The 26821-nt window shown below is 74.4% G+C and carries 23 protein-coding genes; 12 read left to right on the top strand and 11 right to left on the bottom strand.

The annotated features are described in order from the left end of the window. Positions 1 to 152: 152 nt before the first annotated feature. Positions 153 to 2312: a PTS mannitol transporter subunit IICBA gene (locus MF406_RS17595; protein ID WP_242895892.1), complete on the top strand. Its 2160-nt coding sequence runs from the start codon at positions 153 to 155 to the stop codon at positions 2310 to 2312. Positions 2313 to 2363: 51 nt separating this feature from the next. On the opposite strand, the gene MF406_RS17590 is transcribed toward MF406_RS17595, so the two are convergent. The 5 genes from MF406_RS17590 to MF406_RS17570 all read right to left on the bottom strand — a co-directional run bounded on the left by MF406_RS17590 (position 2364) and on the right by MF406_RS17570 (position 7047). Next, positions 2364 to 2582, bottom strand: coding sequence for a hypothetical protein (locus tag MF406_RS17590; protein WP_242895891.1), 219 nt, complete (start codon positions 2580 to 2582; stop codon positions 2364 to 2366). Positions 2583 to 2664: 82 nt separating this feature from the next. Next, positions 2665 to 3708: a S1 family peptidase gene (locus tag MF406_RS17585; RefSeq protein ID WP_242895890.1), complete on the bottom strand. Its 1044-nt coding sequence runs from the start codon at positions 3706 to 3708 to the stop codon at positions 2665 to 2667. A gap of 53 nt (positions 3709 to 3761) precedes the next feature. Beyond that, entirely contained in the window at positions 3762 to 5876 is a 2115-nt protein-coding gene (locus MF406_RS17580) for an alpha/beta fold hydrolase (RefSeq protein WP_242895889.1), read from the bottom strand. A 195-nt stretch (positions 5877 to 6071) separates the two neighbouring features. Continuing rightward, positions 6072 to 6572 (bottom strand): TspO/MBR family protein, encoded by a 501-nt coding sequence (locus MF406_RS17575; RefSeq protein WP_242895888.1) that lies wholly within the window; start codon positions 6570 to 6572, stop codon positions 6072 to 6074. A gap of 91 nt (positions 6573 to 6663) precedes the next feature. After that, complete coding sequence (locus tag MF406_RS17570) at positions 6664 to 7047, bottom strand: VOC family protein (RefSeq protein ID WP_242895887.1); 384 nt, start codon at positions 7045 to 7047, stop codon at positions 6664 to 6666. A gap of 334 nt (positions 7048 to 7381) precedes the next feature. Here MF406_RS17570 and MF406_RS17565 point away from each other — a divergent pair, with 334 nt between their 5' ends. The 4 genes from MF406_RS17565 (at position 7382) to MF406_RS17550 (ending at position 12025) form a co-directional block, all read left to right on the top strand. Then, a complete protein-coding gene (locus tag MF406_RS17565) occupies positions 7382 to 8398 on the top strand; it encodes a YdcF family protein (RefSeq protein WP_242895886.1) in 1017 nt (338 codons plus the stop codon). A gap of 82 nt (positions 8399 to 8480) precedes the next feature. Then, the gene (locus MF406_RS17560) at positions 8481 to 8801 is read left to right on the top strand and encodes a cupin (RefSeq protein WP_242895885.1); all 321 of its coding nucleotides are present in this window, start codon (positions 8481 to 8483) and stop codon (positions 8799 to 8801) included. Positions 8802 to 8895: 94 nt separating this feature from the next. Further along, positions 8896 to 9630: a beta-phosphoglucomutase family hydrolase gene (locus MF406_RS17555; protein ID WP_242895884.1), complete on the top strand. Its 735-nt coding sequence runs from the start codon at positions 8896 to 8898 to the stop codon at positions 9628 to 9630. 19 nt (positions 9631 to 9649) lie between these two features. Then, complete coding sequence (locus MF406_RS17550; protein WP_242895883.1) at positions 9650 to 12025, top strand: glycoside hydrolase family 65 protein; 2376 nt, start codon at positions 9650 to 9652, stop codon at positions 12023 to 12025. Positions 12026 to 12192: 167 nt separating this feature from the next. Here MF406_RS17550 and MF406_RS17545 read toward each other — a convergent pair whose 3' ends face one another. After that, the gene (locus tag MF406_RS17545; RefSeq protein WP_242895882.1) at positions 12193 to 13635 is read right to left on the bottom strand and encodes a lipase maturation factor family protein; all 1443 of its coding nucleotides are present in this window, start codon (positions 13633 to 13635) and stop codon (positions 12193 to 12195) included. 161 nt (positions 13636 to 13796) lie between these two features. Here MF406_RS17545 and MF406_RS17540 point away from each other — a divergent pair, with 161 nt between their 5' ends. The 3 genes from MF406_RS17540 (at position 13797) to MF406_RS17530 (ending at position 15729) form a co-directional block, all read left to right on the top strand. Then, complete coding sequence (locus MF406_RS17540; RefSeq protein WP_242895881.1) at positions 13797 to 14114, top strand: GNAT family N-acetyltransferase; 318 nt, start codon at positions 13797 to 13799, stop codon at positions 14112 to 14114. Continuing rightward, the gene (locus MF406_RS17535) at positions 14111 to 14905 is read left to right on the top strand and encodes a Crp/Fnr family transcriptional regulator (protein WP_242895880.1); all 795 of its coding nucleotides are present in this window, start codon (positions 14111 to 14113) and stop codon (positions 14903 to 14905) included. Before MF406_RS17540 ends, MF406_RS17535 begins: the two co-directional genes overlap by 4 nt. Before the next feature lie 86 nt (positions 14906 to 14991). Next, on the top strand, positions 14992 to 15729 hold the full coding sequence (locus MF406_RS17530) for an AAA family ATPase (RefSeq protein ID WP_242895879.1): 738 nt from the start codon (positions 14992 to 14994) through the stop codon (positions 15727 to 15729). A gap of 464 nt (positions 15730 to 16193) precedes the next feature. Here the strand turns inward: MF406_RS17530 and MF406_RS17525 are convergent, their stop codons facing one another. From MF406_RS17525 to MF406_RS17510, 4 genes are all read right to left on the bottom strand, one after another. Beyond that, positions 16194 to 17624 carry an Nramp family divalent metal transporter gene (locus MF406_RS17525; protein WP_242895878.1) on the bottom strand — a complete coding sequence of 477 codons (1431 nt, stop codon included), beginning with the start codon at positions 17622 to 17624 and terminating at the stop codon, positions 16194 to 16196. Between the two features lie 194 nt (positions 17625 to 17818). Continuing rightward, complete coding sequence (gene larB, locus MF406_RS17520; RefSeq protein WP_242895877.1) at positions 17819 to 18532, bottom strand: nickel pincer cofactor biosynthesis protein LarB; 714 nt, start codon at positions 18530 to 18532, stop codon at positions 17819 to 17821. Continuing rightward, on the bottom strand, positions 18525 to 19367 hold the full coding sequence (larE, locus tag MF406_RS17515) for an ATP-dependent sacrificial sulfur transferase LarE (RefSeq protein ID WP_242895876.1): 843 nt from the start codon (positions 19365 to 19367) through the stop codon (positions 18525 to 18527). Before larE ends, larB begins: the two co-directional genes overlap by 8 nt. Positions 19368 to 19447: 80 nt before the next feature. After that, positions 19448 to 21106: a lactate racemase domain-containing protein gene (locus tag MF406_RS17510; protein ID WP_242895875.1), complete on the bottom strand. Its 1659-nt coding sequence runs from the start codon at positions 21104 to 21106 to the stop codon at positions 19448 to 19450. A gap of 547 nt (positions 21107 to 21653) precedes the next feature. Between MF406_RS17510 and MF406_RS17505 the strand changes: the two genes are divergently transcribed. The 3 genes from MF406_RS17505 (at position 21654) to MF406_RS17500 (ending at position 23316) form a co-directional block, all read left to right on the top strand. Next, complete coding sequence (locus MF406_RS17505) at positions 21654 to 22349, top strand: phosphotransferase family protein (RefSeq protein ID WP_242895874.1); 696 nt, start codon at positions 21654 to 21656, stop codon at positions 22347 to 22349. Continuing rightward, positions 22256 to 22546, top strand: coding sequence for a hypothetical protein (locus MF406_RS19180; RefSeq protein WP_371744680.1), 291 nt, complete (start codon positions 22256 to 22258; stop codon positions 22544 to 22546). The genes MF406_RS17505 and MF406_RS19180 overlap by 94 nt, the downstream gene beginning before the upstream one ends. Positions 22547 to 22611: 65 nt before the next feature. After that, entirely contained in the window at positions 22612 to 23316 is a 705-nt protein-coding gene (locus tag MF406_RS17500; RefSeq protein WP_242895873.1) for a TetR/AcrR family transcriptional regulator C-terminal domain-containing protein, read from the top strand. 79 nt (positions 23317 to 23395) lie between these two features. On the opposite strand, the gene MF406_RS17495 is transcribed toward MF406_RS17500, so the two are convergent. Beyond that, the gene (locus MF406_RS17495; RefSeq protein WP_242895872.1) at positions 23396 to 25936 is read right to left on the bottom strand and encodes a glycoside hydrolase family 2 TIM barrel-domain containing protein; all 2541 of its coding nucleotides are present in this window, start codon (positions 25934 to 25936) and stop codon (positions 23396 to 23398) included. A gap of 267 nt (positions 25937 to 26203) precedes the next feature. Here MF406_RS17495 and MF406_RS17490 point away from each other — a divergent pair, with 267 nt between their 5' ends. Next, entirely contained in the window at positions 26204 to 26818 is a 615-nt protein-coding gene (locus tag MF406_RS17490; protein WP_242895871.1) for a helix-turn-helix domain-containing protein, read from the top strand. Positions 26819 to 26821 lie beyond the last annotated feature (3 nt).

The following is a 26821-nucleotide window of genomic DNA, read 5'->3' as shown; positions in this document are numbered from 1 at the left end:
TTGTGGTGGCGTTCACTGCGGACGCCACTCCGGCCAGCATAGCCACACGTTCGGGCACGGCAAAAGGTGGTTCTTCTTGACACCGTGCCCGGATGAGTGGTCTAGTGGCGCCAGCGTGTGGCGTTGGAGCCACAGATCTCGAGGAGGAGAAGATGACCGCACCCACCGACGCGCGGCCCCGGTCAGGCGCGCGCGTCGCCGTCCAGAAGTTCGGCACCGCGCTGTCGAACATGGTGCTGCCCAACATCGCAGCATTCATCGCCTGGGGCCTGATCACCGCCCTGTTCATCGAGGCCGGGTGGATCACCCTCGTCGGCGGGCTCTTCGGCTACGAGGGCGGCTACGGCTTCGTCGAGCACCTCGGCGCCTGGGGCGCCGGCGCCGAGGGCACCGGGATCGTCGACCCGATGATCAAGTACCTGCTCCCGCTCCTCATCGGCTACACCGGCGGCCGGATGATGTACGACGACACCGTCCGCGGCGGCGTCGTGGGAGCCATCGCCACCATGGGCGCGATCACCGGCGCCGACGTGCCGATGTTCCTCGGCGCGATGGTCATGGGCCCGCTCGGCGGCTGGTCGATGAAGCGGCTGGACGCCCTGTGGACGGACCGGATCCGGCCCGGCTTCGAGATGCTCGTCAACAACTTCTCGGCCGGCATCTGGGGCATGCTCCTGGCCATCGTCGGCTTCCTGGTGGCCGGCCCGTTCGTCGCGGCGTTCTCGACGGCGGCCGAGAGCGTCGTCGACTTCCTGGTCGCGCACAGCCTGCTCCCGCTGACCTCCGTCCTCGTCGAGCCGGCGAAGATCCTCTTCCTCAACAACGCGATCAACCACGGCGTCTTCACCCCGCTCGGCACCGCCGAGGCCGCCGCGGACGGGCAGTCGATCCTCTTCCTGATCGAGGCGAACCCCGGGCCCGGTCTCGGCCTGCTGCTGGCGTTCATGGTCTTCGGCGCGGGGCAGGCCAAGGCCTCCGCCCCCGGCGCCGCGCTCATCCAGTTCGTCGGCGGCATCCACGAGATCTACTTCCCGTACGTGCTGATGAAGCCGAAGCTCATCCTCGCGGTCATCGCCGGCGGTATCGCCGGGGTGGCGACGAACCTCATCTTCGGCTCCGGGCTGCGGGCCCCGGCGGCCCCCGGCTCGATCATCGCGGTCCTGCTCCAGGCCCCGGTCTCCAGCCTGCTCGGCGTCATCCTGTCGGTGCTCCTCGCCGCGGCGGTGACCTTCGCGGTGGCCGCCGCCCTGCTCAAGCTCGACAGGTCCGGCTCGGACGACCTCGCCGGCGCCACCGCGGACATGGAGCGGATGAAGGGCAAGCGCTCCTCGGTCGCGTCGGCCCTGGTGGGCGACGGCGGGACCGCCACGGCCACCCGCACGCGTCCGATCGACTCGATCGTGTTCGCCTGCGACGCCGGCATGGGCTCCTCGGCCATGGGCGCCTCGGTGCTGCGGCGGAAGATCCGGGACGCCGGCTTCGCCGACGTCACGGTGGTCAACCGGGCGATCTCCAACCTCAAGGACGACGCCGACCTGGTGGTCACCCACCAGGACCTCACCGAGCGCGCCCGGCAGCGCACCCCGTCCGCGGTCCACGTCTCGGTCGAGAACTTCATGGACAGCCCGCGCTACGACGAGATCGTCGAGCTGCTCAAGGCCGAGGCGGAGCGGGGCTCGGGCGGGGACGGTGCCGCCGACGGCGACCGGGTGCCGGCCGCGGCCGGCGTCGCCGCGGCTGCCGGTGGGGCGGGTGTTGCTCCGGCGGCTGGCGGGCCGGGCACGGCTCCGGCGGCTGGCGGGGACGACACGGCCCGCGCCGCGGCCGACGTCGCCCGGGCGTCGGGCACGGCTGGTGCGGCGACCGCGACGGCACCGGCAGGGAGCCTGCTCGCGCCGGAGTCGGTCGTCCTCGACGGCACGGCCACCGCCCGGGACGAGGCCATCACCGAGGCGGGCCGGCTGCTCGTCGCGGCCGGCGCGGTGCCGGAGTCCTACGTGCAGGCCATGCACGAGCGGGAGCGGTCGGTCTCCACCCACATGGGCAACGGCCTGGCCATCCCGCACGGCACCAACGAGGCGAAGGACCAGATCCGGCGCACCGCGATCTCCTTCGTCCGCTACCCCGGCGGGATCGACTGGAACGGGAGGCCGGCCGAGTTCGTCATCGGCATCGCCGGCGCGGGCAACGACCACCTGCAGGTGCTCGGCAAGGTCGCCGAGATCTTCACCGACCCCGACCAGGTCGCCCGGCTCCGGGCCGCGACGTCGGCCGAGGAGGTGCAGGCCCTGCTCGGCGGCGTGGACGCGTGAGCCGCGGGCTCGGGCGCCGGCGCGGACGGCGCCGGCACCCGAGCCCGTCGCTCAGCCGCCGGCGCGGATCGTGCCGGTGACCCGCACCGTCACCGGCACGCCGTCGACCTCGGCCGGCACGCCCGTCCGGTCGTCCTCCCGACGCACGTTCACCTGCAGCCGGTAGCCCTCCTCGGTGCGGGCGATCCCGACGCCGCGGACGCCGTCGCGCCCGGCCAGCGCGACCCTCAGGCGCGCCTTCGCCGTCCGCGCCGCACCCAGGTCAGCCATCGCTCCTCCGCTCCAGCACCGGCCGGTCAGCCGGCCGTTCTGCCCGTCACCTCGGGCCGGTAAGCCCGCCAGCACCGGCCGGTCAGCGCGCCAGCTCGGCCGCCAGGGCGTCCAGCACCGTGCCGATCGGGTTGAGGTAGGTCAGCCCGGTGCCATTGTCGCCGCCGGTCTCGCTGCCGGCAAAGAGCAGCCCGACGGCGACCCCGTCCGCGCGGTAGACGAGCGAGCCGCTGTCGCCGCCGCGGGAGAAGGGCCCGGCACCGACCGACTGCACCTCGATCTGGTCGTCGAAGCGCAGCTCGCCGAGGTCCTCGCCGTACTCGACGACGACGTCGTCCAGCTCGATCGCGGTGACCCGGCCGTGGGTCAGCCCGGTGGTCCGGCCCACCTTGGCGACCTCCTCCGCGCCGACGACCGCCGCCGTGGTCGTGACCCGGCCGACCGGGTAGTCCAGGTCGACCGCCTCGTCGGCCAGCGCGGCCACCGCGGCGTCGACCAGGCCGTCGGCGCCCGGCTGGAGCGGGACGAAGCCGGCCAGGGTGCCGATCCGGTCCGCGGGGTCCTGCCCGCCGTCGGCCGGTCCCGGCTGGAGCACCGGGTCGCCGATGGCCGCCGACGGCGACCCGACCAGGACGTGGTAGTTCGACAGGGCGTGCAGGGCGCCGTCGACCCGGACGAACGCGCCGAGGGTGCCGGCGCTGACCGCGACGTGCGCGACCGAGACGCCGGGCCGCAGCGGCCGGACGCGGCCGGTCTCGCCGACGGCGTCGGGGACGCCGCCCGGGTCGGGCGTGCCCGGGCCCGCCCCGCCCGGGCCCGGTCCGCCCGGGCCCGCCCCGCCCGGGCCCACCCCGCCCGAGCCCGCCCCAACCTGCAGGGCCCGAACGCGTCCGGTCCACCGCACGTCCGCCGCCTCGCCCACCTCGTCGGCAACCTGATGGGCCAGCGCTTCACCGGTCGGCGTCCGGTAGCGCACCGCGATGCCGTAGCCGCCGTCCGCCCCCGGCACCAGCCCCAGGGCGACCGGCGGCCGCGGCCGGCCGCTCGCCTGGGCGAAGGTGCCGGCCCGCTCCGCGGCAGTCCGCGCGAGCCGGTTCTTGGTCTCCCGCGCCTCGTCCAGGTCCATGCGATCCCTGTCCTCCCTCGCCCGTTGCCCGTGGCCTGCTGCCCGCCGGCCGGTCAGCCGAGCAGGCCGGGCAGCTCCCGCTCCTCGCCGAGTACGTGCCGGGCCAGGTACGCCGAGACGACCTGGTACCACAGCACGGCGTGCTGGGGCGAGAGCACCCAGTGGTTCTCGTCCGGGAAGTACAGGAACCGGTGCGGGCTGCGGCCCTCCTCGTCGGCCGGCAGCCCGGAGCGGCTGAGCAGGTCGTACCAGAGCCGCAGGCCCTCCCCGATGGGGACGCGATAGTCCTTGTCGCCGTGGATGACCAGCATCGGGGTGACGATCTGCTCCACGAACCGGTGCGGGGAGTTCTCCCGCGCCATCTCCGGGGTCATCTCCCGGCCCCAGTAGTGGGCGTCGTCGGTCGTGGCGCCGAACTGGTCCAGCGCCCAGAGGCTGGCGTGGGTGACGATGGCCCGGAAGCGGTCGGTGTGCCCGGCCACCCAGTTGGCCATGTACCCGCCGAAGGAGCCGCCCATCGCCGCGGTCCGTTCGGCGTCGATGTCCGGCCGGGCGCACACGGCGTCGGTGATGGCCATCAGGTCGGTGTACGGCGCGCCGCCCCAGGCGCCCCAGCCGCGCTGGACGAAGTCCTGCCCGTAGCCGAGGGACAGGCCCGGGTCGGGCAGCAGGACGGCGTACCCCTCGGCGACCAGCAGCCAGGGGTTCCACCGCCAGGACCAGGAGCTCCACGAGCTCAGCGGCCCGCCGTGGATCCACAGCAGCAGCGGCGCGGGGTCGGGCGTACCGGTCGGCACGGCGAGCCAGGCCCGGACCCGGGTGCCGTCCGCGGTGGTGGTCTCCACCTCGGTGAGCAGCCCGGGCAGGTCGGGCAGCGGCGCCGGGGCGGGCAGGGCGACGGCGCCGACCGGTCCCTGCTCGGCGGCGACCAGGTCGATGCGGACCGGGTGCGGCGGCTCGAGGTAGGAGCTGCGCAGCGCGTAGGCGGCGGTGCCGTCCGGGCTGACCTGCAGGTCGCTGAACGCGGCGTCGTCGCTGGTGACCCTAGTGACCTCCTCGGTGGTGACGTCGATGCGGAACACCGGCGCCCGGCCGTCCTCGTCGGCGACCACGAGGAGGCCGCTCCCGTCGGGGAGCCACTGGATCCCGTCCGGCCAGCGGTCCCAGCCGGCCGCGAGCTCGCGCCACTGCCCGCCGGCGAGCGGGACCAGCGCGACGCTCACCCGCGGGGCCCGCGCCGGGGTGGTGAGCGTCTCGCGGCCGTAGGCGACCCAGGCGCCGTCCGGGGACACCACCGGGCCGAAGAGGTCCGCCGCCTCGTCGTCGACCAGGGTGCGGCGCTCCCCGGAGGCGACGTCGACGGCGACCAGCCCGGTGCGCTGGTCGCCGCGGCCGGTGGGCCGGGTCCAGGTGGTGACCACCGTCGCCCCGTCCGGGGACAGCGCCGCGGACGTCTCGCGCAGCGCCGGCCCCGGGGCCGGGGTGAGGTCCCGCAGCTCCAGCCGGGGCTCGTCCTGGCCCGCCGCCGGCGCGACCAGGTCGGCGGTGACCGGGGCGGTGAGCAGGTGCGGCTCGCCCGGGCCGAGGTCGTGGTCCCAGTACCGGACCGGGTAGCCGCGGTGCAGGATCGCGCCGACCTTCTTCTCCTTGCGGGCGGCGCGCAGCTCGTCGTCGTGGGCGGTGTCGCGGGCCGTGGGCAGCACGTCCGAGGTGAGGACGACGACGTCGGCGCGGCGGGCGGTGCGCGGCGTGCCGACGCCGGCCGGCCGGGTGGCCACGACGCGGGGCTCGCCCCCGTCGGCCGGCAGCAGCCACAGCGCCGACGGCGGCTCGTCCTCCTTGTCCGAGCCGGCGGGGTCCGGCCGGGCGGAGGTGAACAGCAGGTCCCCGGCCTGGGTGAAGGCCGCCCCCGACTCGCCCTGCCGGGAGCGGGTCAGCCGGCGGGCCGGCCGCTCCCCGGCCGGGTCGACCTCCCACAGCGCCGAGACGTACTTGGTGCGCTTGTCGTCCAGGGTCACCACCGAGGTCACCAGGCGGGTGCCGTCGGGGGAGAGGGTGAGCCCCTCGGTGCGCGGCAGCGCGACGTAACGATCGAGGTCGTGGAACGGGGTCGGCGGCTCGGCGGCCGGGGTCGGGGTGTCGGCGGGGGCGGGAGTGTCGGCGGTCACTGCCCCGTCCTACCACGCGGGACCGACGGCGTCAGTGCCATAACGGCGACGGCGTCAGTCCCCCTCGGGCGACGGCGTGAGTCCCCCTCGGGCGACGCGTCAGTTCCGGCGGGCGATCGCCGTGTCAGTTCCTCCGGTGCGATGGCGTCGGTGCCCAGGGGGCGACGGCGTCAGTCCCGCCGGGCGATGGGCGTGTCAGTTCCGCCGGGCGATCGCCGTGCTGAGCGCCGTCGCGAAGGCGCACCAGGCAGCGTAGGGCGCCAGCGCCCGGCCAGCGGCGCGGTCGGCCCGGCCGGTGCGGCGGACCAGGTCCGACGTGCTTGCGGTGAGCACCAGGCACTCGGCGGCGGCGAGCCAGGGGCGGCGGGCCCGGAAGAAGAGCCACGGCCAGACGGCGTTCAGGACGAGGTTCACCGCCAGGGCCCGGCGGTAGGCCGCCGGTGCGTGGTCGCCGTCGCCGGTCCGGCCGCCGTCGGCCCGGCCGCGGTCGGCCAGCGCTTCCAGGGCGACCGCGGAGGTGACGGCGAGGTCGGCGTACAGCGCCGTCCAGACCACCGGGAAGGCGGCCGGCGGGGGCTGCCAGGACGGCTTCGCCAGCTTGCGGTACCAGGTGCTGCCGGGGCCGGCCGCCGCCGAACCGACGACCGCCGTCGCCGCCGCGGCCGCCGTCGTCCGCGCCAGCGTCCGCGCCCTCACCGGGGCTCCCCCACCACGGTCTGCGCGCTCACCGGGGCTCCACCACCAGGGGTCGCGCGCTCACCCGGGCTCCACCACCAGGGGTGCGGGCTCACCCGGCCTCCTCCGCAGCGACGTCCTGCACCGAGCGGGACAGCACGCAGAACTCGTTGCCCTCGGGGTCGGCCAGCACCACCCAGCTCACGTCCGGGCCCTGCCCGACGTCGGCCCGCCGGGCCCCGAGGCCGAGCAGCCGGTCCACCTCCGCGGCCTGGGTCGAGCCGTCCGCCCGCAGGTCCAGGTGCAGGCGGTTCTTCACGGTCTTCGGCTCGGGGACGGCCAGGACGTCGATGCCGGCGCCGCCGTCGGCCGGGCCGATGCCGACCCCCGACTCGTCCTCCTCCCGCACCTCCCAGCCCAGGGCGGCGGCCCAGAACTCGGCCACCCGGCGCGGGTCCCGGGCGTCGATGGCGATGGCGCTGATCGAGGCGGTCATGCCGACCTTCCTACCGTCCGCCTCTGCGCTGTGCACGCGGGGTACGGCGGGGCAGGGTTGCCGGACGTATTCGGGAGGCTGCGCAGCCGAGCCTCACCGCGGCGGTCGAGCGCATCCTGTGTAGTCGTTGAAGCGCTTTCCCGTCGCTGGGAAAGCGCTTCAACGACTACACAGGATGAACGAGCGGCTTCCTCACCGGACTGCCCGGGGCCTGGGACGGCCCGCCCGGGCTGGCAGCCAGAGACGGTGGCCCGGGATGGCCGCGGGCGCGCCCGCTGGCCGGAACGCTGGCCCGCGACGCCGCCCGGCGGGGCGCGGACCGTACGCTGCCGCGGTGGGGAACCTGGTGATGGCGGCGCTGCTGGCGAGCGGGTACCTCTACTACCGCAGCAAGGACCGCCGGCTGCTGCGCAACGGGGTGCTGCTGGTCGCGGCCGCCTGGTTCGCCCTGGTCGGGGTGCTCGACGTGCTGTCCCGGTCGGTCCCGCAGCTGGAGTGGGCGGTCCTCGTCGTCCTCGCGCTGACCCCGCTGGCGGTGCTGGTCCTGGCGGCGTTCCTGATCGCCAACGGCATCACCATGCTCCGGCTGGAGGGCCGCAGCCTGGGGAACCTGCTCTCGCTGCTCGCCGGCGCCGCGGTGGCGCTGGTCCCGCTGCTCATCGTCGCGCTGGTGCTCATGGGCAGCGGCGGCGCGTTCGTCGCCGCCGTCGTGCTGTTCTTCCTCGCCAGCTACCTGGGGGTCGCGTTCGTCGTCTACCTCGTCGGGTCGCTGGCCTACCGGCGCACCACCGAGCAGGACCTCCGGCCGGCGGTGCTCATCGTGCTCGGCTCGCGGGTGGTGGGGGACCGGGTGCCGCCGCTGCTGCGCAGCCGGCTGGACAAGGCGCTCGGGATCTACCAGGACGTCCGGGCGGTGGGGCCGGCGCCGCTGCTGATCCCGACCGGTGGGCAGGGGGCGGACGAGATCCACTCCGAGGGTGGGCTGATGGGCCGCTACCTGGTCCAGCACGGCGCCGCACCCGAGGACGTCCGGCCCGAGACGCAGGCCCGCAACACCCGGGAGAACCTCGTCCTGGCGCAGCAGGTGCAGGCCCGGGCCGGCCGGGTAGGCCCCACCCTGGCGGTCACCAGCGACTACCACGTCCTGCGCACCGCGCTGCTGGCCCGCCGCCTGGGCAGCGACATCCAGGTCGTCGGCGCGCGGACCGCCCGCTACTTCGTGCCGAGCGCCTTCCTGCGCGAGTTCGCCGCCGTGATGGTGGACTACCGGTGGTGGCACGCCCTGCTGTCGCTGCCGTTCGTCGCCGTGACGGCCGTCCTGCTGGTGGCGTTCGTCCAGGGGAGCGGCTGACCGGGGCCACCGCCCGCCGTGTCGCGCGTGCCGGCCCGGCGCACCGGTGCCATCCTGCGGGGAGCGCCGTCGAAAGGTTCCCATGCCCGAGCTCCCCACCCTGGTCACCGAGCACCTCACCGCGGCCGCCGCCGCGCCCCGGCGCCGCAGCGCCCTGCGCGTCATCCACGACGGGCCGCTGCGGCAGACGGTCATCGCCCTCCTCGCCGGGGAGGAGATGGAGGAGCACAACACCCCGCCGGCCGCGACCGTGCAGGTCCTGCACGGCCGGGTCCGCTTGACCGGGACGGACAGCGACGTCGTGCTCGGCGCCGGCGCGCTGGAGCCGGTGCCGCAGGCCCGGCACGGGCTCGTCGCCGTGGACGACGCCGTCGTCCTGCTCACCGCCGTGAACCGCGAGTAGCCGGGCCCGGAGACGGCGGGCGGCGTGCGGCCGGTCCGCCGCTCGGCGAGGCTGACCGGCGTCGTCACCCGCGCACCATCAGAGAGGAGCCTGCGTGCTGGGACTACCCCCGGGCATCACGGCCTGCCTGTTCGACCTCGACGGCGTCCTCACCCGGACCGCCGACGTGCACCGGGCCGCCTGGGCCCAGGCCTTCGACGACTACCTCCGCACCCGCGCGGCCGCCACCGGCGAGCCGTTCGTGCCCTTCGACCCGGTCGCCGACTACGCCGCCCACGTCGACGGCAAGCCCCGCTACGACGGCGTGCGGGACTTCCTGGCCAGCCGCGGCATCGTCCTGCCCGACGGCGACCCCGCCGACCCGCCCGGCGCGCAGACCGTCGCCGGTCTCGGCAACCGCAAGAACGAGCTCCTGCTCCGCCTCATCCGCGAGCGCGGGGTGGCGGTCTACGACGGCAGCCGGGCCTACCTGCGCGCCGCCGAGGCGGCCGGCCTGGCCCGCGCCGTGGTGTCCTCCTCGGCGAACACCCGCCTGGTGCTGGACGTCACCGGCCTGGCGGCGAGCTTCGCCGCCGTCGTCGACGGCACCGACGTCCGCGCCCACGGGCTGCGCGGCAAGCCCGCCCCGGACACCTTCCTCGAGGGCGCCCGGCGCCTCGGGGTGGACCCGCCACGGGCGGCCGTCTTCGAGGACGCCCTGGCCGGCGTCGCGGCCGGGCGGGCCGGCGGCTTCGGGTTCGTCGTCGGGGTGGACCGGCTCGGCCAGGCCGGTGCGCTGCGCGCGGACGGGGCCGACGTCGTCGTCCGCGACCTGGAGGAGCTGCTGTGAGCGACCTGGAGGACCTGCTGTGACCGAGCGGCTGCCGGTGGACCCGTGGTGCCTGCGCGAGCCCACGCTGGACCTGGACCGGCTGGGGCAGACCGAGTCCCTGTTCGCGCTGTCCAACGGGCACGTGGGCGTGCGCGGCAACCTCGACGAGGGCGAGCCGCACTACACCCAGGGCACCTACCTCTCCGGCTTCTTCGAGTACCACCCGCTGCCCTACCCGGAGGGCGGGTACGGCTACCCCGAGGCCGGGCAGACCATCGTCAACGTCACCAACGGCAAGCTCATCCGGCTCTTCGTCGACGACGAGCCGCTGGACGTGCGGTACGGCACCCTCCGCTCCCACGAGCGGGTCCTGGACTTCCGGGCCGGCACCCTGCACCGGGAGCTGGAGTGGGTCTCCCCGGCCGGCAAGCCCATCCGGGTCCGGTCCACCCGCCTGGTCTCCTTCGCCCAGCGGGCGGTCGTCGCCATCGCCTACGTGGTCGAGGCGGTGGAGCGGACCCGGATCCTGCTGCAGTCCGAGCTGGTCACCAACGAGGCCCCGCCGGAGGTGGAGAGCGACGACCCCCGGGTGGCCGAGGCCCTCGACGACCCCCTCGTCGCCCTCTCCCAGGACGTGGAGCAGGCCGGGGCGATCCTGCTGCACCAGACCCGGCGCAGCGGCCTGAAGCTGGCCGCCGGGATGGACCACGACATCGAGTGCGACGCCCAGTACGACGCCGAGCACGAGGCCAGGGAGGACTGGGCCCGGACCACCGTGGTCACCGTGCTGCAGCCCGGGGAGAAGCTCCGGGTGGTGAAGTACCTGGGCTACGGGTGGTCCTCCACCCGCAGCACCGAGGCGCTGCGGGACCAGGTGGCCGCCGCCCTCACCGGTGCCCGGTACGCCGGCTGGGACCTGCTGCGCCGCAGCCAGGAGGAGTACCTGAGGGACTTCTGGGCAGCGGCGGACGTGCAGGTCGACGGCGACCCGGTCATCCAGCAGGCGGTGCGGTTCGCGCTGTTCCACGTCCTGCAGGCCGGGGCCCGGACCGAGGGGCGGGCGATCGGCGCGAAGGGCCTGACCGGCACCGGGTACAGCGGGCACACCTTCTGGGACATCGAGGGCTTCGTCCTGCCGGTCCTGACGCACACCGCCCCGGACGCGGCCGCGCACGCCCTGCGGTGGCGGGCCAGCACGCTGGACCGCGCCCGGGAGCGGGCCCGCACCCTGGACCTGGCCGGCGCGGCGTTCCCATGGCGCACCGTCGACGGGGACGAGACCTCGGCGTACTGGCCGGCGGGCACCGCAGCGTTCCACATCAACGCCGACATCGCCCGCGCCTTCGAGGATTACCGGACGGTCACCGGCAAGACGGACCTCGAGGAGGAGCACGGGCTGGAGGTGCTGGTGGAGACCGCGCGGCTGTGGCTGCGGCTGGGCCACCACGACCGGCACGGCCAGTGGCACCTGGACGGGGTCACCGGGCCGGACGAGTACACCGCCGTCGTGGAGGACAACGTCTTCACCAACCTGATGGCCGCCCGGAACCTGCAGGCGGCCGCGGAGGCCTGCGGGCGGCACCCCGAGCGGGCCCGGGCGCTGGGGGTGACCGACACCGAGCTGGCGGCCTGGCTCGGCGCGGCCGGGGCGGTGCACATCCCCTACGACGCCGAGCTCGGCGTGCACCCCCAGTCCACCAACTTCACCCGGTACGGGGAGTGGGACTTCACCGGCGAGAACGACTACCCGCTGATGCTCAACGCCCCCTACGCCCTGCTGTACCGCCGGCAGGTGGTCAAGCAGGCCGACCTCGTGCTGGCCATGCACTGGTTCCCGGACGCCTTCACCGAGGAGCAGAAGGCCCGCAACCTGGACTACTACGAGCCCCGGACGGTGCGGGACTCCTCCCTCTCGGCCTGCACCCAGGCGGTGGTCTGCGCGGAGGTGGGGCACCTGCGCCTGGCCCACGACTACCTGCACGAGGCCGCCCTGGTGGACCTGCGCGACCTGCAGCGCAACACCCGGCACGGCCTGCACATCGCCTCCCTCGCCGGGACGTGGACCGCGCTGGTCGAGGGGCTGGGCGGGCTGCGCCGGGTCAAGGAGGAGCTCCGGCTGGCCCCGGCCCTGCCGCCGGACCTGACCCGGCTCGCGTTCCGGCTGCGGTGGCGGGGGCACCGGCTGGCGGTGGAGATCCGGGCCGGCCGGGTGCGCTGCACCCTGCTCGACGACGGCGACGACCCGGGCGCCGACGGGCCGGTCACCGTCCGGCTCTACGACGAGCTGATCACCCTCGTCCCGGAGCAGCCGGTCACCCGCCGGCTGCGCCCGCGCAAGCCGCTGCTGCCCGAGCCCTCCCAGCCGCCGGGCCTGGAGCCGCGGGCGCGATACGAGCACGGGTTCTTCCCGTAGGCGCTGGGCCGAGGCCCCCGCCGGCGCCGGCGCCGGAGGTGGTCGCCGGTTGGCCAGGATCCACTCCGGAGTGGATCTCGTGCGGATCTCGCACAGGATCCACTCCGGAGTGGATCCTGGTCAGGAGTCTGGCCGTGCTGTCCTCGGGCGCCGCGCCGCGCCGGAGCTCAGCGGCCCGCGGCCAGCGAGCGCAGGCTCTGCGGCGCCACCAGCAGGCCGGTCTCCCGGCGCACCCAGCACTGCCGGGTGCGCCGCAGCTCCTCCCAGGTGGAGTAGCGGTACCGGAAGACCCGGGCGCGCACCCAGGCCGGCCGGGCGCCGTCGAACGGGTCCTGCGCGAGCAGCCGCAGGGTGGCCGGGTCGGCCTCGAGGAGGCGCTGGAGGAACCGGAGGAACCAGCCGTGCTGGGACGGGGAGCCCAGCGCCAGGAACCACATGCCCCAGTCCAGCCGCAGGTGGTAGGGCGCCCACTGCCGCGGCCAGCGGCCGGTGGGGCCGGGCTTGCCCTTGAAGACGTACTCGCGCCAGTCGCCGTCGGCGGGGTCCGCGGCGAGGGTGCCCTCCACCACCACCTCGTCCCGGCGGCGGGTGATCGACCCGAACGCGCCGTAGGCGCCCATGAGGTGGAAGGCGTTGAACGAGGCGTTCATCCGCTGCCGGGGGGAGAGCAGGTTCCGCGCCGGCCAGTAGCTGAGCACCACCAGCACCGCGGTGACCGCCAGCACCACGACGGTGAACCACACCGGCGCCGGCCCGTGCGGGGCGGGGCTGGCGGTGGCCGGCAGCAGGGCGGCGAGCTGGTCGTCGCCGACGGCGGCGAAGGCCAGCAGCATGGTCAGCCAGTTCAGCCAGGCGAAGTTGCCGGAGAGCACCAGCCAGGCCTGGGTCACCACGACCAGCGCGGCGGCCCAGGACGCCACCGGCTGCGGGGCGAAGAGAAAGAACGGGACCGCCAGCTGGGTGACGTGGTTCGCGGCCACCTCGACCTTGTGCAGCGGGCGGGGCAGGTGGTGGAAGAACCAGCTCAGCGGGCCCGGCATCGGCTGGGTCTCGTGGTGGTAGTACAGGCAGGTCAGGTCGCGCCAGCACGGGTCGCCGCGCATCTTGATTAGCCCGGCGCCGAACTCGAGCCGGAACACCAGCCACCGGAACAGCACGATGACGGTGATCGGCGGGGCCACCTGGTCCGAGCCGAGGAAGGCGGCGAGGAACCCGGCCTCGAGGAGCAGGGACTCCCACCCGAACCCGTAGAAGACCTGCCCGACGTTGACCACCGACAGGTACAGCACGAACAGCACCAGGAAGACGACCATCGGCACCCACGGCGGGCCGACCTGGGGCAGGCCGGCCACCACCGACAGCGCCAGGACCAGGCCCAGGACGCCGACGGCGACCAGCAGCCGGTCGGAGTAGCGCCAGTGGAACAGGCTCGGGGTGGCCCGCGCCGGCACCCGCGCCACGAACCGGGGCACCGGCAGCAGCCCGTGCTCGCCGAGCAGGGGCCGGAACTGGCGCAGCACGGCGACGAAGGCGATCGCGTACACCAGCGCGGTGCCGCGCTGGAGCACGAACCGCGCCGCGTCGTAGTTCTCGGCGGCGAACCAGTCCACGGCACCCTCCCCTCGCGGCCCGCTCCTGCCGCCATTGCACACCAGCCGGGGAACCGGTGCAGCCGGCGACGGCGGCCGGGTCACTGCCATCGCCGGCCCGCCCGCCGCCACTTGCCGCACCGTCGTGGAATGCCGGCACCGGCGCCGGGCGTTGCCCGGGCATGGACACCACCACCGTGACCCAGGCCCCCGGACAGTTCGAGATCGCCGCCGACGGCGAGACCGTCGGCGTCGCCCGGTACGTCGACGACGACGGGCGGCGCATCTTCCACCACACCGAGGTCGACCAGGCCCACAGCGGGCAGGGGCTCGCGGGCCGGCTCGTCGGCGAGGCGCTGCGCCGGACCCGGGAGGAGGGCCTCCGGGCCGTGCCGGTGTGCAGCTACGTGGAGAGCTACGTCCAGCGGCACCCGGACGTGGCCGACATCGTGGACCCGGTCACCGACGAGGCGCGCGAACGGGTCGCGCGCGAGGCGTGAACCAGCCCGCCGCGGTCGCCGGCTCGGTCGCCGAGCAGCCGCGGCCGGCCCGGCGCCGGACCCCGCTGCGCAGCACCTGCGCCCAGCCGCACCCGTGCGCCCGGCCGGTGCGGCTGCGCGTCCTGCAGCAGGTCCCGTACTTCGCCGGCCTGCCCGAGCCGGTGCTGGACGCCGTCGACCGCCGGATGGTCGCCCTGTCCTGGGCGGCGGGCGACCCGCTCTACCGCGCCGGCGACCCGGCCGAGCACCTCTTCGTCGTGGCCGCCGGGCGGGTGAAGCTCACCCGGCCGACCGCGGGCGGCGGCGAGGTCATCACCGACCTGCTCGCGCCCGGCGGCCTGCTCGGCGCCCTGAGCACCCTCGGCCAGCCCACCCACGCCGAGACGGCCCGGGCGCTGACCACCACCTGCGCCCTGCGCATCAGCCAGGACGACTTCCGCGCCGTGCTCACCGAGCACCCGGCGGTCGCCCTCCGCGTGCTCGACGACGTCGCCGCCCGGCTGGCCGCCGCGCACGCCGGCGCGGAGGAGGCCACCGGGTCCGTCCCCCGCCGGGTGGCCGCCACCCTGCTCCGCCTGGCCGACCGCCTCGGCCAGGACCGGGGGAGCGGCGGCACCCTGCTCCAGCTGCCGCTGACCCGCGCTGACCTGGCGGCCATGACCGGCTCGACGCCGGAGTCCGTCTCCCGCGCCATGAGCCGGTGGCGCCGGGACGGGATCATCGACTCCGGGCGGCGCTGGACAGCGGTGCTCGACCGGGCGCGGCTGGCGGAGATCGTCGCCGGGGACTGAGCCCGCCCGCCGGTGGTGGGTCAGCCGCGACGTGCCAGCACGACCCGCCCTGCCACCGGGCCGCAACCCCGACCTAGAGTTGCCGGATGCGGTCGTCCGGGTTCGCCCAGCAGCCGGTAGTCCGGGTCGTCCCCGACCCGGAGCGCCCGCTGCCAGCACGCCAGTGGCCGGCGACCGTCCCCGCCGTCGGCCAGCTCCTCCGGGACGGCCTGGACCTCCCGCCCGGCGTGACCTTCCTGGTGGGGGAGAACGGGAGCGGGAAGTCCACGCTCGTGGAGGCGGTCGCCGTCGCCTACGGGCTCTCCCCGGAGGGCGGCAGCCCGTACGGGCACCACTCGACCCGCCCGAGCGAGTCCCCGCTGCCGCAGGCGATTCGGCTCCAGCGCGGCGTCGGCGCGGCGCGGTGGGGGTTCTTCCTGCGCGCGGAGACCATGCACGGCTGGTACACCTACCTCGAGGAGCACCCCAGCCGCCGCGACCCCCGGTTCCACGAGATGAGCCACGGCGAGTCCTTCCTCGAGGTGCTGGAGACGCGGTTCGACGGCCCGGGCTTCTACTGCCTGGACGAGCCGGAGGCCGCACTGTCGTTCGGCTCCACGCTGGCCCTGCTGGGCGTGCTGCACACGCTCGCGGCCCAGGGAGGGCAGGTGTTGTGCGCCACCCACTCCCCGGTCCTGGCTGCCCTGCCCGGTGCCACGATCCTGGAGGTCGGCAGCTGGGGGCTGAGGGAGACCTCCTGGGAGGACCTCGAGCTCGTGCAGCACTGGCGCAGCTATCTCGACGACCCGCGGCGCTATCTCCGGCACATCATCGCCGAGGAGTGATCGGCGGCGGCACGAGCCGGCGCCCGCGGTCGGTCCCGGGGATGGGCAGGAGCGGTCAGGACCTATGGTGAGACGGTCAGGCTTGCCGCGTGTACGCCAGTCGACTAGCTGGCACCGCGGCCGGGGCCTGCGCTCGAGCCGGGGCCTGCGCGGGAGCCGGGCGGTGTGGTCACTCTCTCGTCACTCCTCAGCCTACCGGGAAGATTGGCCGCTGCTCATGGTCAGCTCCGCTCCTGCCGCTTGTCGTGCAGCAGCTCCTCGACCTGGTAGATGCGGGTGGTGACCACATCCCAGCTCGCGTCCAATGAGCGATGGACGAGGGCAGCGAGGACGTCGCCGATGAGGGGGGCCGACGACGTAGCCCGAATCGTCGGCGACGCGACCGGAGGCGCTCAGGCGCCACGCCTGGCGCCTGAGCGCCTCCGGGCTGTAGTCATCTGCCGCCGCCCAGGGACGTCACCCGGTCAGCCGATGCTGACCAGCCCGGTCGAGCTCAGCGCGGTGTACACGCCGAGCAGCAGGATCGCGATGCCGCTGACCGCGATCGCCACGGTCGCGAACCGCCCCCCGCGCAGGTCGGGCTCGACGTACGTGGTGCGCAGGTACCAGGCGGAGACGGCCACCGCGGCGAGGAAGATCCCCCCGGCAATCCCGCCGATGAGGATCATGACGAACGGCGAGGCGATCCACAGGAACGTCAGCAGCCAGACCGTCGGGAGCGCGACGATGAAGAAGCGCATCCAATTGTTCCGCTTGTGCCGGTCGGTCCAGTCGTAGACGCCCACGATGCTCAGGGCGTTGGCCCACGACCGGGACCAGGACGGGATGGCCGCCCAGATGGTCGAGCCGAGCGCGGCCAGGGCGCCGACCAGGTAGAGGATCCGTCCCCACTCGCCGAGCACGCTGGAGTAGGTCTCGGAGAGCACCTGGATCATGTCGTTGCCCTGCGGGACCAGCCCCTGCGGGTGCAGCACGGCGGCACCCATGACGTAGAAGGCCATGGTGCTCACCGTGTAGATGACCCAGGAGACGAGGGCGTCCTTCTGCATGACCTTGATCCAGCCGCGGGCGCGGCGCTTGTACCCGGCGGAGCCGTCGTTCGGGCCGGACCAGCGGGCGTAGCCCTTCTCCAGGCACCAGTACGTGTAGGCCGTGATCTCCTCCGACCCCACGCCGGTGAGCCCGAACATGGCGACGGCGACGCCGATCGCACCGGCGGGCAGGGAGAACGAGAGCCCGGAGGCGAGGTCCCCGCCCGAGTACCCGTACTCGGTCATCGGCAGCCCCAGCGCGACGACGACCGTGATGACGACGAACGTCATCGTCAGGAAGACGGCGACCTTCTCGATGAGCCCGTACCTGTTGGAGTAGAGGGTCACGATGGCCAGGACGGTGACGACGACGGCCCAGATGGTCAGCGACGTCGTCTCGAGCGGGGCGGAGCCGATCGGGAAGAGGATGGACAGCGCCGCCGCCATGCCGCCGATGAGGCCGCCGGTCTGGATGAGCTTCGAGATCGCCATCAACGCCCACATGACGAACACCCAGCCGACGCGTCCCAGCCGGGGCGGCACGCGTGTGTAGCCCTCCATGCCGCCGAGCCCGGTGACGATGGAGTAGCGCGCCATCTCCACCTGCACGGCCACCTTCACGAGGGTGGAGAAGATGACCAGCCAGAGCAGGACGAACCCGGCCTCGGCGCCGAGAGCGGTGGCGGTGATGAGCTCGCCGGCGCCGACGACCGACGCCGAGACGATGAGCCCGGGGCCGAAGAACCGCAACGACCCCCGCCAGGTGGTGGGCGGTTCCCGGACGCCGTCGGGGTGGAGGTGGTACGGGTCGTCGTGGACCACGCTGGTCTCGGGCTCTTGCAGGGTCCGGTCGGTCGAGGACATCTCAACGCTCCTTCGGGTCGGTCCTGCTGGCCTCGGTCGCGCCCCGCACGGCAGCGCGCTCGGGAGCGCCACCCGCGGCGGCGGCCCTGGACCGAACCCCGCGGCGGTCACTCCCGGCAAAGGTATCGGCCCCGGCCCGGCTTCATCAGCAGATGCGCGCCCGGTGGAGCCCTGGCCCGCCGGAGTGCCGACCCCTACGCCGACGACGGCGCGGCGACCTGGGCGGCGTAGTGGCCCGCCCCGTAGCCGTTGTCGATGTTGACCACCGCCACCCCGGGCGCGCAGGCGTTGAGCATGGTGAGCAGCGGCGCGAGCCCGCCGAAGGCGGCGCCGTAGCCCACCGAGGTGGGCACCGCGACGACCGGCGCCGGCACCAGGCCGGCCACCACGCTCGGCAGGGCACCGTCCATACCGGCCGCGACGACGATCGCGCGAGCCGAGCGCAGCAGGTCGAGCTGGCCGAGGACCCGGTGCAGGCCGGCGACGCCGACGTCGACGACGAGCTCGGTGGGCCGGCCGAGGTGCCGGGCGGTGAGCTCGGCCTCGCGGGCCACCGGCAGGTCGGAGGTTCCCGCGGCGAGGACCACGACCAGCCCGCCGCTGGGCTCCGGCGGCTCCGCCGGCCAGGCCAGCAGGCGGGCGTCGGGGTCGTGGCGGGCGTCCGGCAGCGCGGCCAGGACCGCGGCGGCGTGCTCGGGCGCGGCGCGGGTGAAGAGCGTGGGGACCCCGGCACGGGCGACCTCGGCCGCGATGAGCCGGACCTGCTCGGGCGTCTTGGGCGCGCACAGCACCGCCTCGGGATATCCGCGCCGGGCACCCCGGTCCAGGTCGAGGCGGGCGACGGCGGCGAGCTCCGGACCCACCCGCCACTCCGCGTGCGCCGGCGCGTCCCGCGTCCCGTCAGCCATGCGTGACACCGACGAGCGGGAGCGTGAAGGCCCCGGACTGGATGCCCCGCAGGTCCAGGGCGACGAACCGGAAGCCGGCGGCGGTGACGGCGGCGTGGACGGCCTGGCGCTGCTCGGCCGCCGGCAGGATGTCCTCGGCGAGGAGCTCGACCCGGGCCACCTCGCCGTGGTGACGGACCCGGCAGTCGGTGAACCCGAGCCGGCGCAGGCCGGCCTCGGCCACCTCCACCTGGTGCAGCTTCTCCGGCGTCACCTCCGAGAAGTGCGGGATGCGCGAGGCCAGGCACGGTGCGGCCGGCTTGTCCGCGACGGGCAGCCCGAGCTCGCGCGCGACCGCCCGCACCGCCGCCTTGGTCAGCCCCGCGTCGGCGAGCGGCCGGAGGACGTCGTGGTCCGTGGCGGCGCGGGCCCCGGGGCGGTCCGGCCGCCGGGCGTCGTCGGCGTTCTCCCCGTAGGCGACGGCGGCGAGCCCCAGATCGGCGACGACCTCCGCCGAGATCCGCGTGAAGAGCTCGTCCTTGCAGTGGAAGCACCGGTCCGGGCCGTTGGCCCGGTAGGCGCTCACCTCGCCCTCCCTGGTCTCCACCTCCACCACCCGCACCCCGATCCCGGCCGCGCACGCGTGGGCGGCGCGGCGCTCGTCCGCCGCCAGGGACGGGGAGACGCCGAGGATCGCCACGACGGCGTCCGCGCCGAGCGTGCGGGCGGCCAGGGCGAGGAGGGTGGCGGAGTCCACCCCGCCCGAGTAGGCCACCCCCAGCGGGGCGCGGCCCTCGAGGAGCCGGCCGACGGCGGCCACCGCCGCTCGGACGTCGTCGCTGAGGTCATCGGTCACGGCAGCTTCCTCCGGTCGGCGGCGGGTGCGGTCATTGTCTCCCCGCCTCGTCGTGCGCGAGCAGGGCCTCGATCCGTCGGTCAGGGGTGCAGCTCGTGGCCCGCCCGCTGCTCGAGCTTCTCCCGGGTTGCCCACAGCCCGGCCGACGGGGTGGAGATGTAGAAGACCTCCTCCCCGTCCGGCATGGTGTTCCAGCCGTCCGTCATGACCTCGGGGTCGTAGCGGCGCTGGGCCTCCGCGAGGTCCAGGTACCGGTAGCCCACGGACTCGATCTCCGCGCGCGAGAGCATCCCCGGTGCGTAGGTGATGGTGAACCGGCCCTCGGCGGAGCCGTGCACCAGGTGCGCGGTGCCGTGCGGGATGTCCTGCATGTCCGCCTCGGTCCGGTACAGGTCGATGACCTCCGCCTGGGAGAGGTACCCGTACTTCCGGATGAGCGCGTCCACCTCCGGCTGCTCCCCGAAGCGCTCGACGCCGGGCGCGATGACGAGGAGCTCACCACCGTCGGCGATGGCCATCCGGGTGCGGTACACCGCCTTGTTGGCCACCCAGGTGGCGCGGAACTCGTCCGCCTGCATGACGGCGACGACCTTCCGCACCGGCTCGTCGAACACGGTGATGTTCTGCTCCCGGCTCGCCCGCGCCGCGGCGAGGTACGTCTCGAGGTCGTCGCCGACGTAGACGCCGGTGTGCCGCAGCCGCCCGCCGTCGTCGTAGTCCATGACGACCTGGAGGTAGACGTCCGGCAGGTCGGCGAGGAAGTGCTCCTCGGCGTAGTTGAAGCACGCCCGCACCGGGGTGAGCAGGTTGCCGAGGTTGTTCTCGATGCCGTAGACGGCGGAGGCCATGTGGGACGCCCCCAGCGTGCGCTTGCCGCCGAGGCCGATGAAGTAGTTCTTGTTGTGGTTGGCGAAGCCCAGCACCTCGTGCGGCACGACGTGACCGATGTTGATGACGAGGTCCCACGGCTCGGTGACCAGCATGATGTTCAGGTCGACCGGGATCTCCCAGTCGACGGCGCCGCCGGTCTTCTCCCTCACGACGTCGGCCGGCACGGTGCCGACGTTGGTCACCCCGGTCTTCCAGTGGTGGGCATGGATCCGCTCCTCCGGGATGGAGCCGAACATCCAGCGGTTCTCCTCCGGCGTGTGCGGCACGTGCTGGCCCAGCGTCGGGATCACGTGCACCTCCGCGCCCTCGGCGTCGAGGAGCCGGTACAGGTGCTCGGTGATCCAGCCGGCCCCCGAGTGCGCCCGGGTGAGGTCCGGCGGCAGCAGCAGCACGCACTGGTAGCGCCCGATCTGCAGCCGCTCACGAGCCTCCACCAGGAGGCGCTGGCACATGGCCTCGATCTGCGGGCGGTCGACGAACCGGGACTCGTGCTGGAACCACATGTGCTGGACGGTATCCGGATCCGCGGTGGCCCGACGGCGGGCACGAGGCGGCACGGGTACCCCGCCCGGTCGGTCCGTCTGCTCGGGGAAGGGCTGGACCACGCCGCGTACGAGGTCGACGGCGACCTCGTCGTGCGCCTGAGCGGCACGGGCCCTGCGGGGCAGGTGGTGCGCGAGGCCGATCTCCTGGGCGCCGTCGCCGCGGTCGCGCCGCTCCCCGTGCCGGTGCCCGTGCTGGTCGAGGGCGACGCCGGCTGCCTCGCCTACCGCAAGCTCCCCGGCCGGCCGCTGCTCAAGGGCCCCGACCCAGCCGCACGCGGCATCGGTCGGGGCCGCGCTTGGCACCCTGCTCGCCGCCCTCCACACCCAGCCGATCGAGCGATGGGCCGCGCTCGTGGACGTCGACGACACCGCACCAGCCGACTGGTTGTCCGAGGCACAGCAGCCCTACAGCGCCGTCGCCGACCACCTCAGGCCCGCCCAAGACCAGGTTCGGCCGTTCCTCGGCACCCGCCGCCCCACTCAGGCACTTGCAACATCCACAAGCGTCCAGAGTCGTAAGGGAGGCGAGTTACAAAGATTAATAAGGAGTGGCAACCGCGCAGCGCAACGCGGTCAACCGACGGCGGGCACGAGGCGCAGGACGCCGTCTACCGTTGCCGGATGGTCCCCGGCCCAGCCAACCTTCCGATGACCATGACCATGACCATGACCATGACCATGACCATGACCATGACCATGACCAGGACGAGGCCGAGCCGGCCGCCTGGGCACCCGGCGTCCGACCGGGTCCCCGCCGTCTCGACGTCCGGCCGCTCCGGCGAGGGACGACGTGAGCGCTGACCACCCTGGCGAGGGACCTGCGAGCGCTGATCGCCCCGAGGGGGACCACGTGAGCGCTGAGCTTTCGGCGGTCCGGCGGCTGCTCGCCAGGCACGGGTACCCCGCCCGGTCGGTCCGGCTCCTTGGGGACGGGCTGGGCCATGCCGCCTACGAGGTCGACGGCGACCTCGTCGTGCGCCTGACCGGCACGGGCCCCGTGGCGCAGGTGGTGCGCGAGGCCGATCTCCTGCACGCCGTCGCCGCGGTCGCGCCGCTCCCCGTGCCGATGCCTGTGCTCGTCGACGGCGATGCCGGCTGCCTCGCCTACCGCAAGCTCCCCGGCCGCCCGCTGCTCGAGGACCCCGACCCGGCCGCCCACGCGGTGTCGGTCGGGGTCGCGCTGGGCACCCTGCTCGCCGCCCTCCACACCCAGCTGATCGAGCGATGGGCCGCGCTCGTCGACGCCGACGACACCGCACCAGCCGACTGGCTGGCGGAGGCACAGCAGTCCTACAGCGCCGTCGCCGACCACCTCGGGCCCACCCAAGACCACGTTCGGGCGTTCCTCAGCACCGCCCCACCGGCCCCCGCCCAGGACCGGGCGCTGTGCCACAACGACCTGGGGATTGAGCACGCCTCCTCGACCCGGCCACCGGGCAAGTCACCGGCGTCATCGACTGGACCGACGCCGCGCTCGCCGACCCGGCCGCCGACCTCGCCCCGATCTACCGCGACCTCGGCCCACGCGGCCTCGACGCCGCCCTGAGCACCTACGGCCGGCACCGGGCCACGACCCAGCTCCTCGAGCGGGTCACCCTCTACGCCCGGTGCCGTGCGCTGGAGGACCTCGCTTGCGGGCTTCGGACCGGCCGGCACGTCTACGCGGACAAGACCCTCGCGGCCCTCGGCTGGCTCTTCCCGGAAGGTGCGCCGCCACCCAGCCACCGGGTGGGGGAGGCGTAGGCAGGACGCAAACGAAGGCTGGACCGGGCACCAGCACCATCGACCCGAACGATTACGGTGGAGGGGTGTTCGAGGCGGAGGACCCGGTCGCCCAGCCGGCGCCGCGCCGCACGCGCCGCGGCCGGCCCCCGCGCATCACCCGCGAGCGGATCGTCGACGTGGCGAAGACCATGGACCCGTCCGCGCTGACCATGAAGGCCGTCGCGGCCGAGCTCGGGGTCGACCCGTCGGCGGTGAACTACCACGTCTCCGACCGCGAGACCCTGCGCGAGCTCGTCGCCGCCGAGGTCGTCGACGCGCACCTCGCCAGCACCGCAGTTCCCGCCGACGCCGACTGGCGCGAAGCGCTGCGGACCGTCGTCCGCCGCCTGCGCGAGGCCCTGGTGCTCGGCGGGTCGCAGAGCGCGTACTTCCGCCTCCCGACCGGCACTGCGACGCGGGCGCTCGCCCTGGTCGACGACGTCCAGGCCCGTCTGGTCGAGGCCGGCCTGTCCGCCGCGGAGGCGACGCGCACCATCACGGCCGCCAACATGATCGCCTTCTCCTCCGCCCGTGAGGCCGTCGTGACGGCGGACGGCCGCGTGCACCCGCAGAAGACGGAGCTGCTGCGCGCGCTGACCGAGACGGCGCCGGGGAAGCTGGCGAACGCCCGAGCCGCGATCGAGCACTGGGCCCCCGAGACGGTCGAGCAGTTCGAGTACGCGCTCGACCTCATCGTCGCCGGCGTCGAGACGCGGTTGGCGGGCGGCGGTCGCCCCGCCAAGCGGTAGGACGACCGCCGCCGCGCGGACCTCCGGTCACGGCGATGCCCGCACTCCTGCTCCCGGCGCGAGCGACGCCGCGCCCCGGTCATTCCACCGCCAGCTCGACCCGGCCCGGGTCGCACCCGTCCGCCGTCGCAGTCACGGTGACCCGGCCCGGCTCCCGCCCGGCGCGCAGCACGGCGAGCGCCCGGCCGTAGTAGGTGGTGCGGGTCGGCGAGTCGAAGCCCTCGGTCGTGATCGGCTCGCCGGTGCCGAAGCCGAGGAGCTGCGCCGCGCCGTCGACCCGGAGCGTAACGGGGCGGTCGGCGAGCGGGCGGAGGACGCCGTCGGCGTCGGTCAGCTCGATGTGCACGTGGGCGAGGTCGTCGCCGTCGGCCCGGAGCGCGTGCTCCTCGGCGAGCAGAGTGAGCCGCAGCGACGTCGTGCCGGCGCTGCGGAGCGTGTCGCGGCCGATCTCGGCGCCGTCGGAGGACAGGACCGCCGTGAGCTCGCCCGGTGCGTACGGCACCTCGAACGTCGCCAGGTGACCCGTCTCGGGGCCGACCGCGGCGCGGCCGACGGTCGCGCCGTCGAGGCGCAGCTCAACCTCTCCCCGGGGCCCGTACACCTCCACGACGGCGGTGCGGCCCTCGTGCCCCTCCCAGCTCCAGCTGCGGATCGAGTCCGTCGACCGCCAGCTCGACGCGACCAGCGTGTCGCCGGCGTGGTTCACCGGACGGACGGCGAGGTACGGGTCGGTCCGCAGCCCCCACGCGATCTCGTTGAGGAAGGACTGCGTCTGCCGCACGCCGGTGATGTCGATGTTCGGCGTGCCGGCGGCCAGCGCCGGGTAGGGCAGGTAGAGCCGGGGCCGGTCGTTGTACCGGGCGGCGGCGAGCGCGCCCTCGCCGAGGTAGTCCCACCCGGTCCACACGAAGTCGCCGATGACGTGCGGCTGGTCGGCGATGTCGTGCCAGATCGCGACCGTCTGCGTGGCCGGGTCCTCGCTGCCGACCATGACCCGGTCGGGGTGCAGCCGGTGGTCCGTCCGGAACCGGGCGGCCATGTAGTTGTAGCCGGCGATGTCGACGGCGGCGTAGGCGTCCCGGGTCTTCTTGTCGACGATGGGCTTGGTGAGCACGAGCTTCATGGCCTTGGACATGACGGCCATGAACAGGTTCAGCAGCAGGACGAGGTTCTTGTTCGCCTCCTGGCGGCCGGCAGCCCGGGCCTTCGCCGCCTTCCGCTGCACCTTGGCCTCGTCGGAGGCGGCGGCGAGGTTGAGGAACGCGTTGATGCAGCTGACCACGGGACGGGTGGGATCCAGCTCCCGCGTCCGGGCCGCCATCCGCCCGCCGAGCGCGACGCCCTGCGCGGTGGCGGTCTCGCCGATCTCGTTGCCGATCGAGTACATGACGACGCACGGGTGGTGCGCGTCCTTCTCGATCATCGACTCGAGATCCCGCTCCCACCACTGCGGGAAGTCGAGCGAGTAGTCCCAGTTCGTCTTCGGCCGAGTCCACACGTCGGTCAGCTCGTCCATCACCAGCATGCCGAGCTCGTCGCACGCATCGAGGAGCGCGCGAGAGGCCGGGTTGTGGGCGCTGCGGATCGCGTTGAACCCCGCCTCCTTGAGCAGGCGCACGCGCCGGTGCTCCGCCGCCGGCAGCGTATGAGCGCCGATGACGCCGTGGTCGTGGTGGACCGCCGCGCCGCGCAGCTTCACCGGGCGCCCGTTGACCCGCAGCCCCTGGCGAGCGTCGACGGCGAGGGTGCGGATGCCGAAGCGCGCCGTCGCCACGTCGGCCCCGGGGTGCCCCGCGTCGGCCGCGGCGTCCCGCGCGTCGGTACCGGCGTCCCCGGTGTCGGCCGTCCCGTCCCCCGTGTCGGCCGATCCGTCCCCCGCCGCGACAGTGACCTCGGCGTCGTACAGCGCGGGCGTCTCGGGAGACCAGCGGGCGGGATCCGGGATGGTGACGGTCTGCATGACGGTCACCGATGCGCCGGCCGGCACGGTCACGCCGACTCCCTCAGCGGGTACCTGGTTCCCGGCGGGGCCGGTCAGCACGGCCGACACGACGACGTCACGGTCGACGGCGCCGTCGTTCGCCACCACGGTACGTACCTCGACGGTCGCCGAGGACGCGTCGGCCGACACCGTCGAGATCCGCGGCCACGACGGCGCGACGTGCACCGGCGGCCCGACGAGCAGGTGCACCGGGCGGTAGATGCCGCTGCCGGTGTACCAGCGGCTGTTCGGCTCCTGGGAGTTGTCGACCAGGACCTCGAGCACGTTCTCCTCGTCGAAGCGCAGGGCCTCGGTGAGCGGCACCCGGAACTCCGCGTATCCGGAGGGTCGGCGGCCCACCGGTACGCCGTTGAGGGTCACGCGCGAGCGCTGGTACACGCCCTCGAACTCGGCGAGCACGACCTGGCCGCGCCAGTCACCGGGCGCGTCGAACCGCTTCGTGTACCGGTAGATGCCGCCGGGGTAGTAGCCCGTGTTGGCGCCGTTCGCGCAGTCGGGGTCGCGCGGCTCGAGAAGCATGGCATCGTGCGGCAGCCGGACCGGCCCGGAGGCCGGCCGCTCGCGGCCCGGCGTCTCGGTCGCGACGTACCAGTCGTCGGTGAAGCGGATGCGGTGCACTGCTCTCCAATCGGGTGGGACGGAGAGGCCCACGGGTCGCGGGGAGCGGCACGGCCATGGCTTCTCCATCGAAGTTCGAGAGGGTTTTTCAGTGTCATGAAAAATACCACGCCGACGGCGTCCCAGACACTGCCGGGTCCGGTGGCCCGGTGCTGCCGGCACGCCCACCGCTCCCGGTTCGACTTCCGGTACAGCGTTCCGGGCGGGTCGATCCGCTGTCAGCAGATCGCTGGGTGCTCGCCGGGCTGGTGGCCATACGGTGTGGCGATGGCGACCCTGAGCGTGGTTCCCCGTACCGGCCCGACTGCGCCGACTGGGGGTGTCCCGGCTCGGAGTGTCCCGGCTCGGCGGCCCGGAGCGCCGGACCGGCGGGCCGCGCCGGCCCCGCTGCTGCGCGAGGCGGTCGGCCAGGTGCTGCGGGCGGAGCGGGTCGCGCGGCGGGAGCGGCTGGTCGACGTGGCCGCGGCGGCGTCGATCTCGCCTCAGTACCTCTCGGAGATCGAGCGCGGGCTGAAGGATCCCTCATCGGAGGTGCTGCGCTCGCTGAGCGGTGCGCTCGGCCTGCCCGCGGCCGAGGTCGTCCGGCGCGCCGGCGCACGGATGGCCGGGCCGGCCAGGGTGACGCTGTCGGCTCGGGCGGTCGCGCCGGTCCGGACGGCACGACCGACCCAGACGAGCCGGCCGGCCCACACGAACCTGTCGGCCGGGATGAGCCGGCCGGCCCACATGAACCTGTCGGCAGCGATGGGCCTGCCGGCCGGGATAAACCTGCCTGTCCTCGCGGGCCTGCCGGCCCCCAGGGGCCTGCCAGCCCCCGCGAGCCTGCCCGTCCCCACCCAGGCCGTGCGACCGCCGTCGGCGGCCCACCGCCTGGCCGCCTGAACC

This window comes from Georgenia sp. TF02-10 (genome assembly GCF_022759505.1).
Lineage (GTDB): Bacteria > Actinomycetota > Actinomycetes > Actinomycetales > Actinomycetaceae > TF02-10.
This window is presented reverse-complemented; position numbering and strand designations above follow the sequence as displayed.

Coding starts and splice junctions, on each gene's coding strand:
- MF406_RS17595 (WP_242895892.1), top strand. CDS start 153: ATGACCGCACCCACCGACGCGCGGCCCCGGTCAGGCGCGCGCGTCGCC.
- MF406_RS17590 (WP_242895891.1), bottom strand. CDS start 2,582: ATGGCTGACCTGGGTGCGGCGCGGACGGCGAAGGCGCGCCTGAGGGTC.
- MF406_RS17585 (WP_242895890.1), bottom strand. CDS start 3,708: ATGGACCTGGACGAGGCGCGGGAGACCAAGAACCGGCTCGCGCGGACT.
- MF406_RS17570 (WP_242895887.1), bottom strand. CDS start 7,047: ATGACCGCCTCGATCAGCGCCATCGCCATCGACGCCCGGGACCCGCGC.
- MF406_RS17560 (WP_242895885.1), top strand. CDS start 8,481: ATGCCCGAGCTCCCCACCCTGGTCACCGAGCACCTCACCGCGGCCGCC.
- MF406_RS17540 (WP_242895881.1), top strand. CDS start 13,797: ATGGACACCACCACCGTGACCCAGGCCCCCGGACAGTTCGAGATCGCC.
- MF406_RS17530 (WP_242895879.1), top strand. CDS start 14,992: ATGCGGTCGTCCGGGTTCGCCCAGCAGCCGGTAGTCCGGGTCGTCCCC.
- MF406_RS17525 (WP_242895878.1), bottom strand. CDS start 17,624: ATGTCCTCGACCGACCGGACCCTGCAAGAGCCCGAGACCAGCGTGGTC.
- larB (WP_242895877.1), bottom strand. CDS start 18,532: ATGGCTGACGGGACGCGGGACGCGCCGGCGCACGCGGAGTGGCGGGTG.
- MF406_RS17490 (WP_242895871.1), top strand. CDS start 26,204: ATGGCGACCCTGAGCGTGGTTCCCCGTACCGGCCCGACTGCGCCGACT.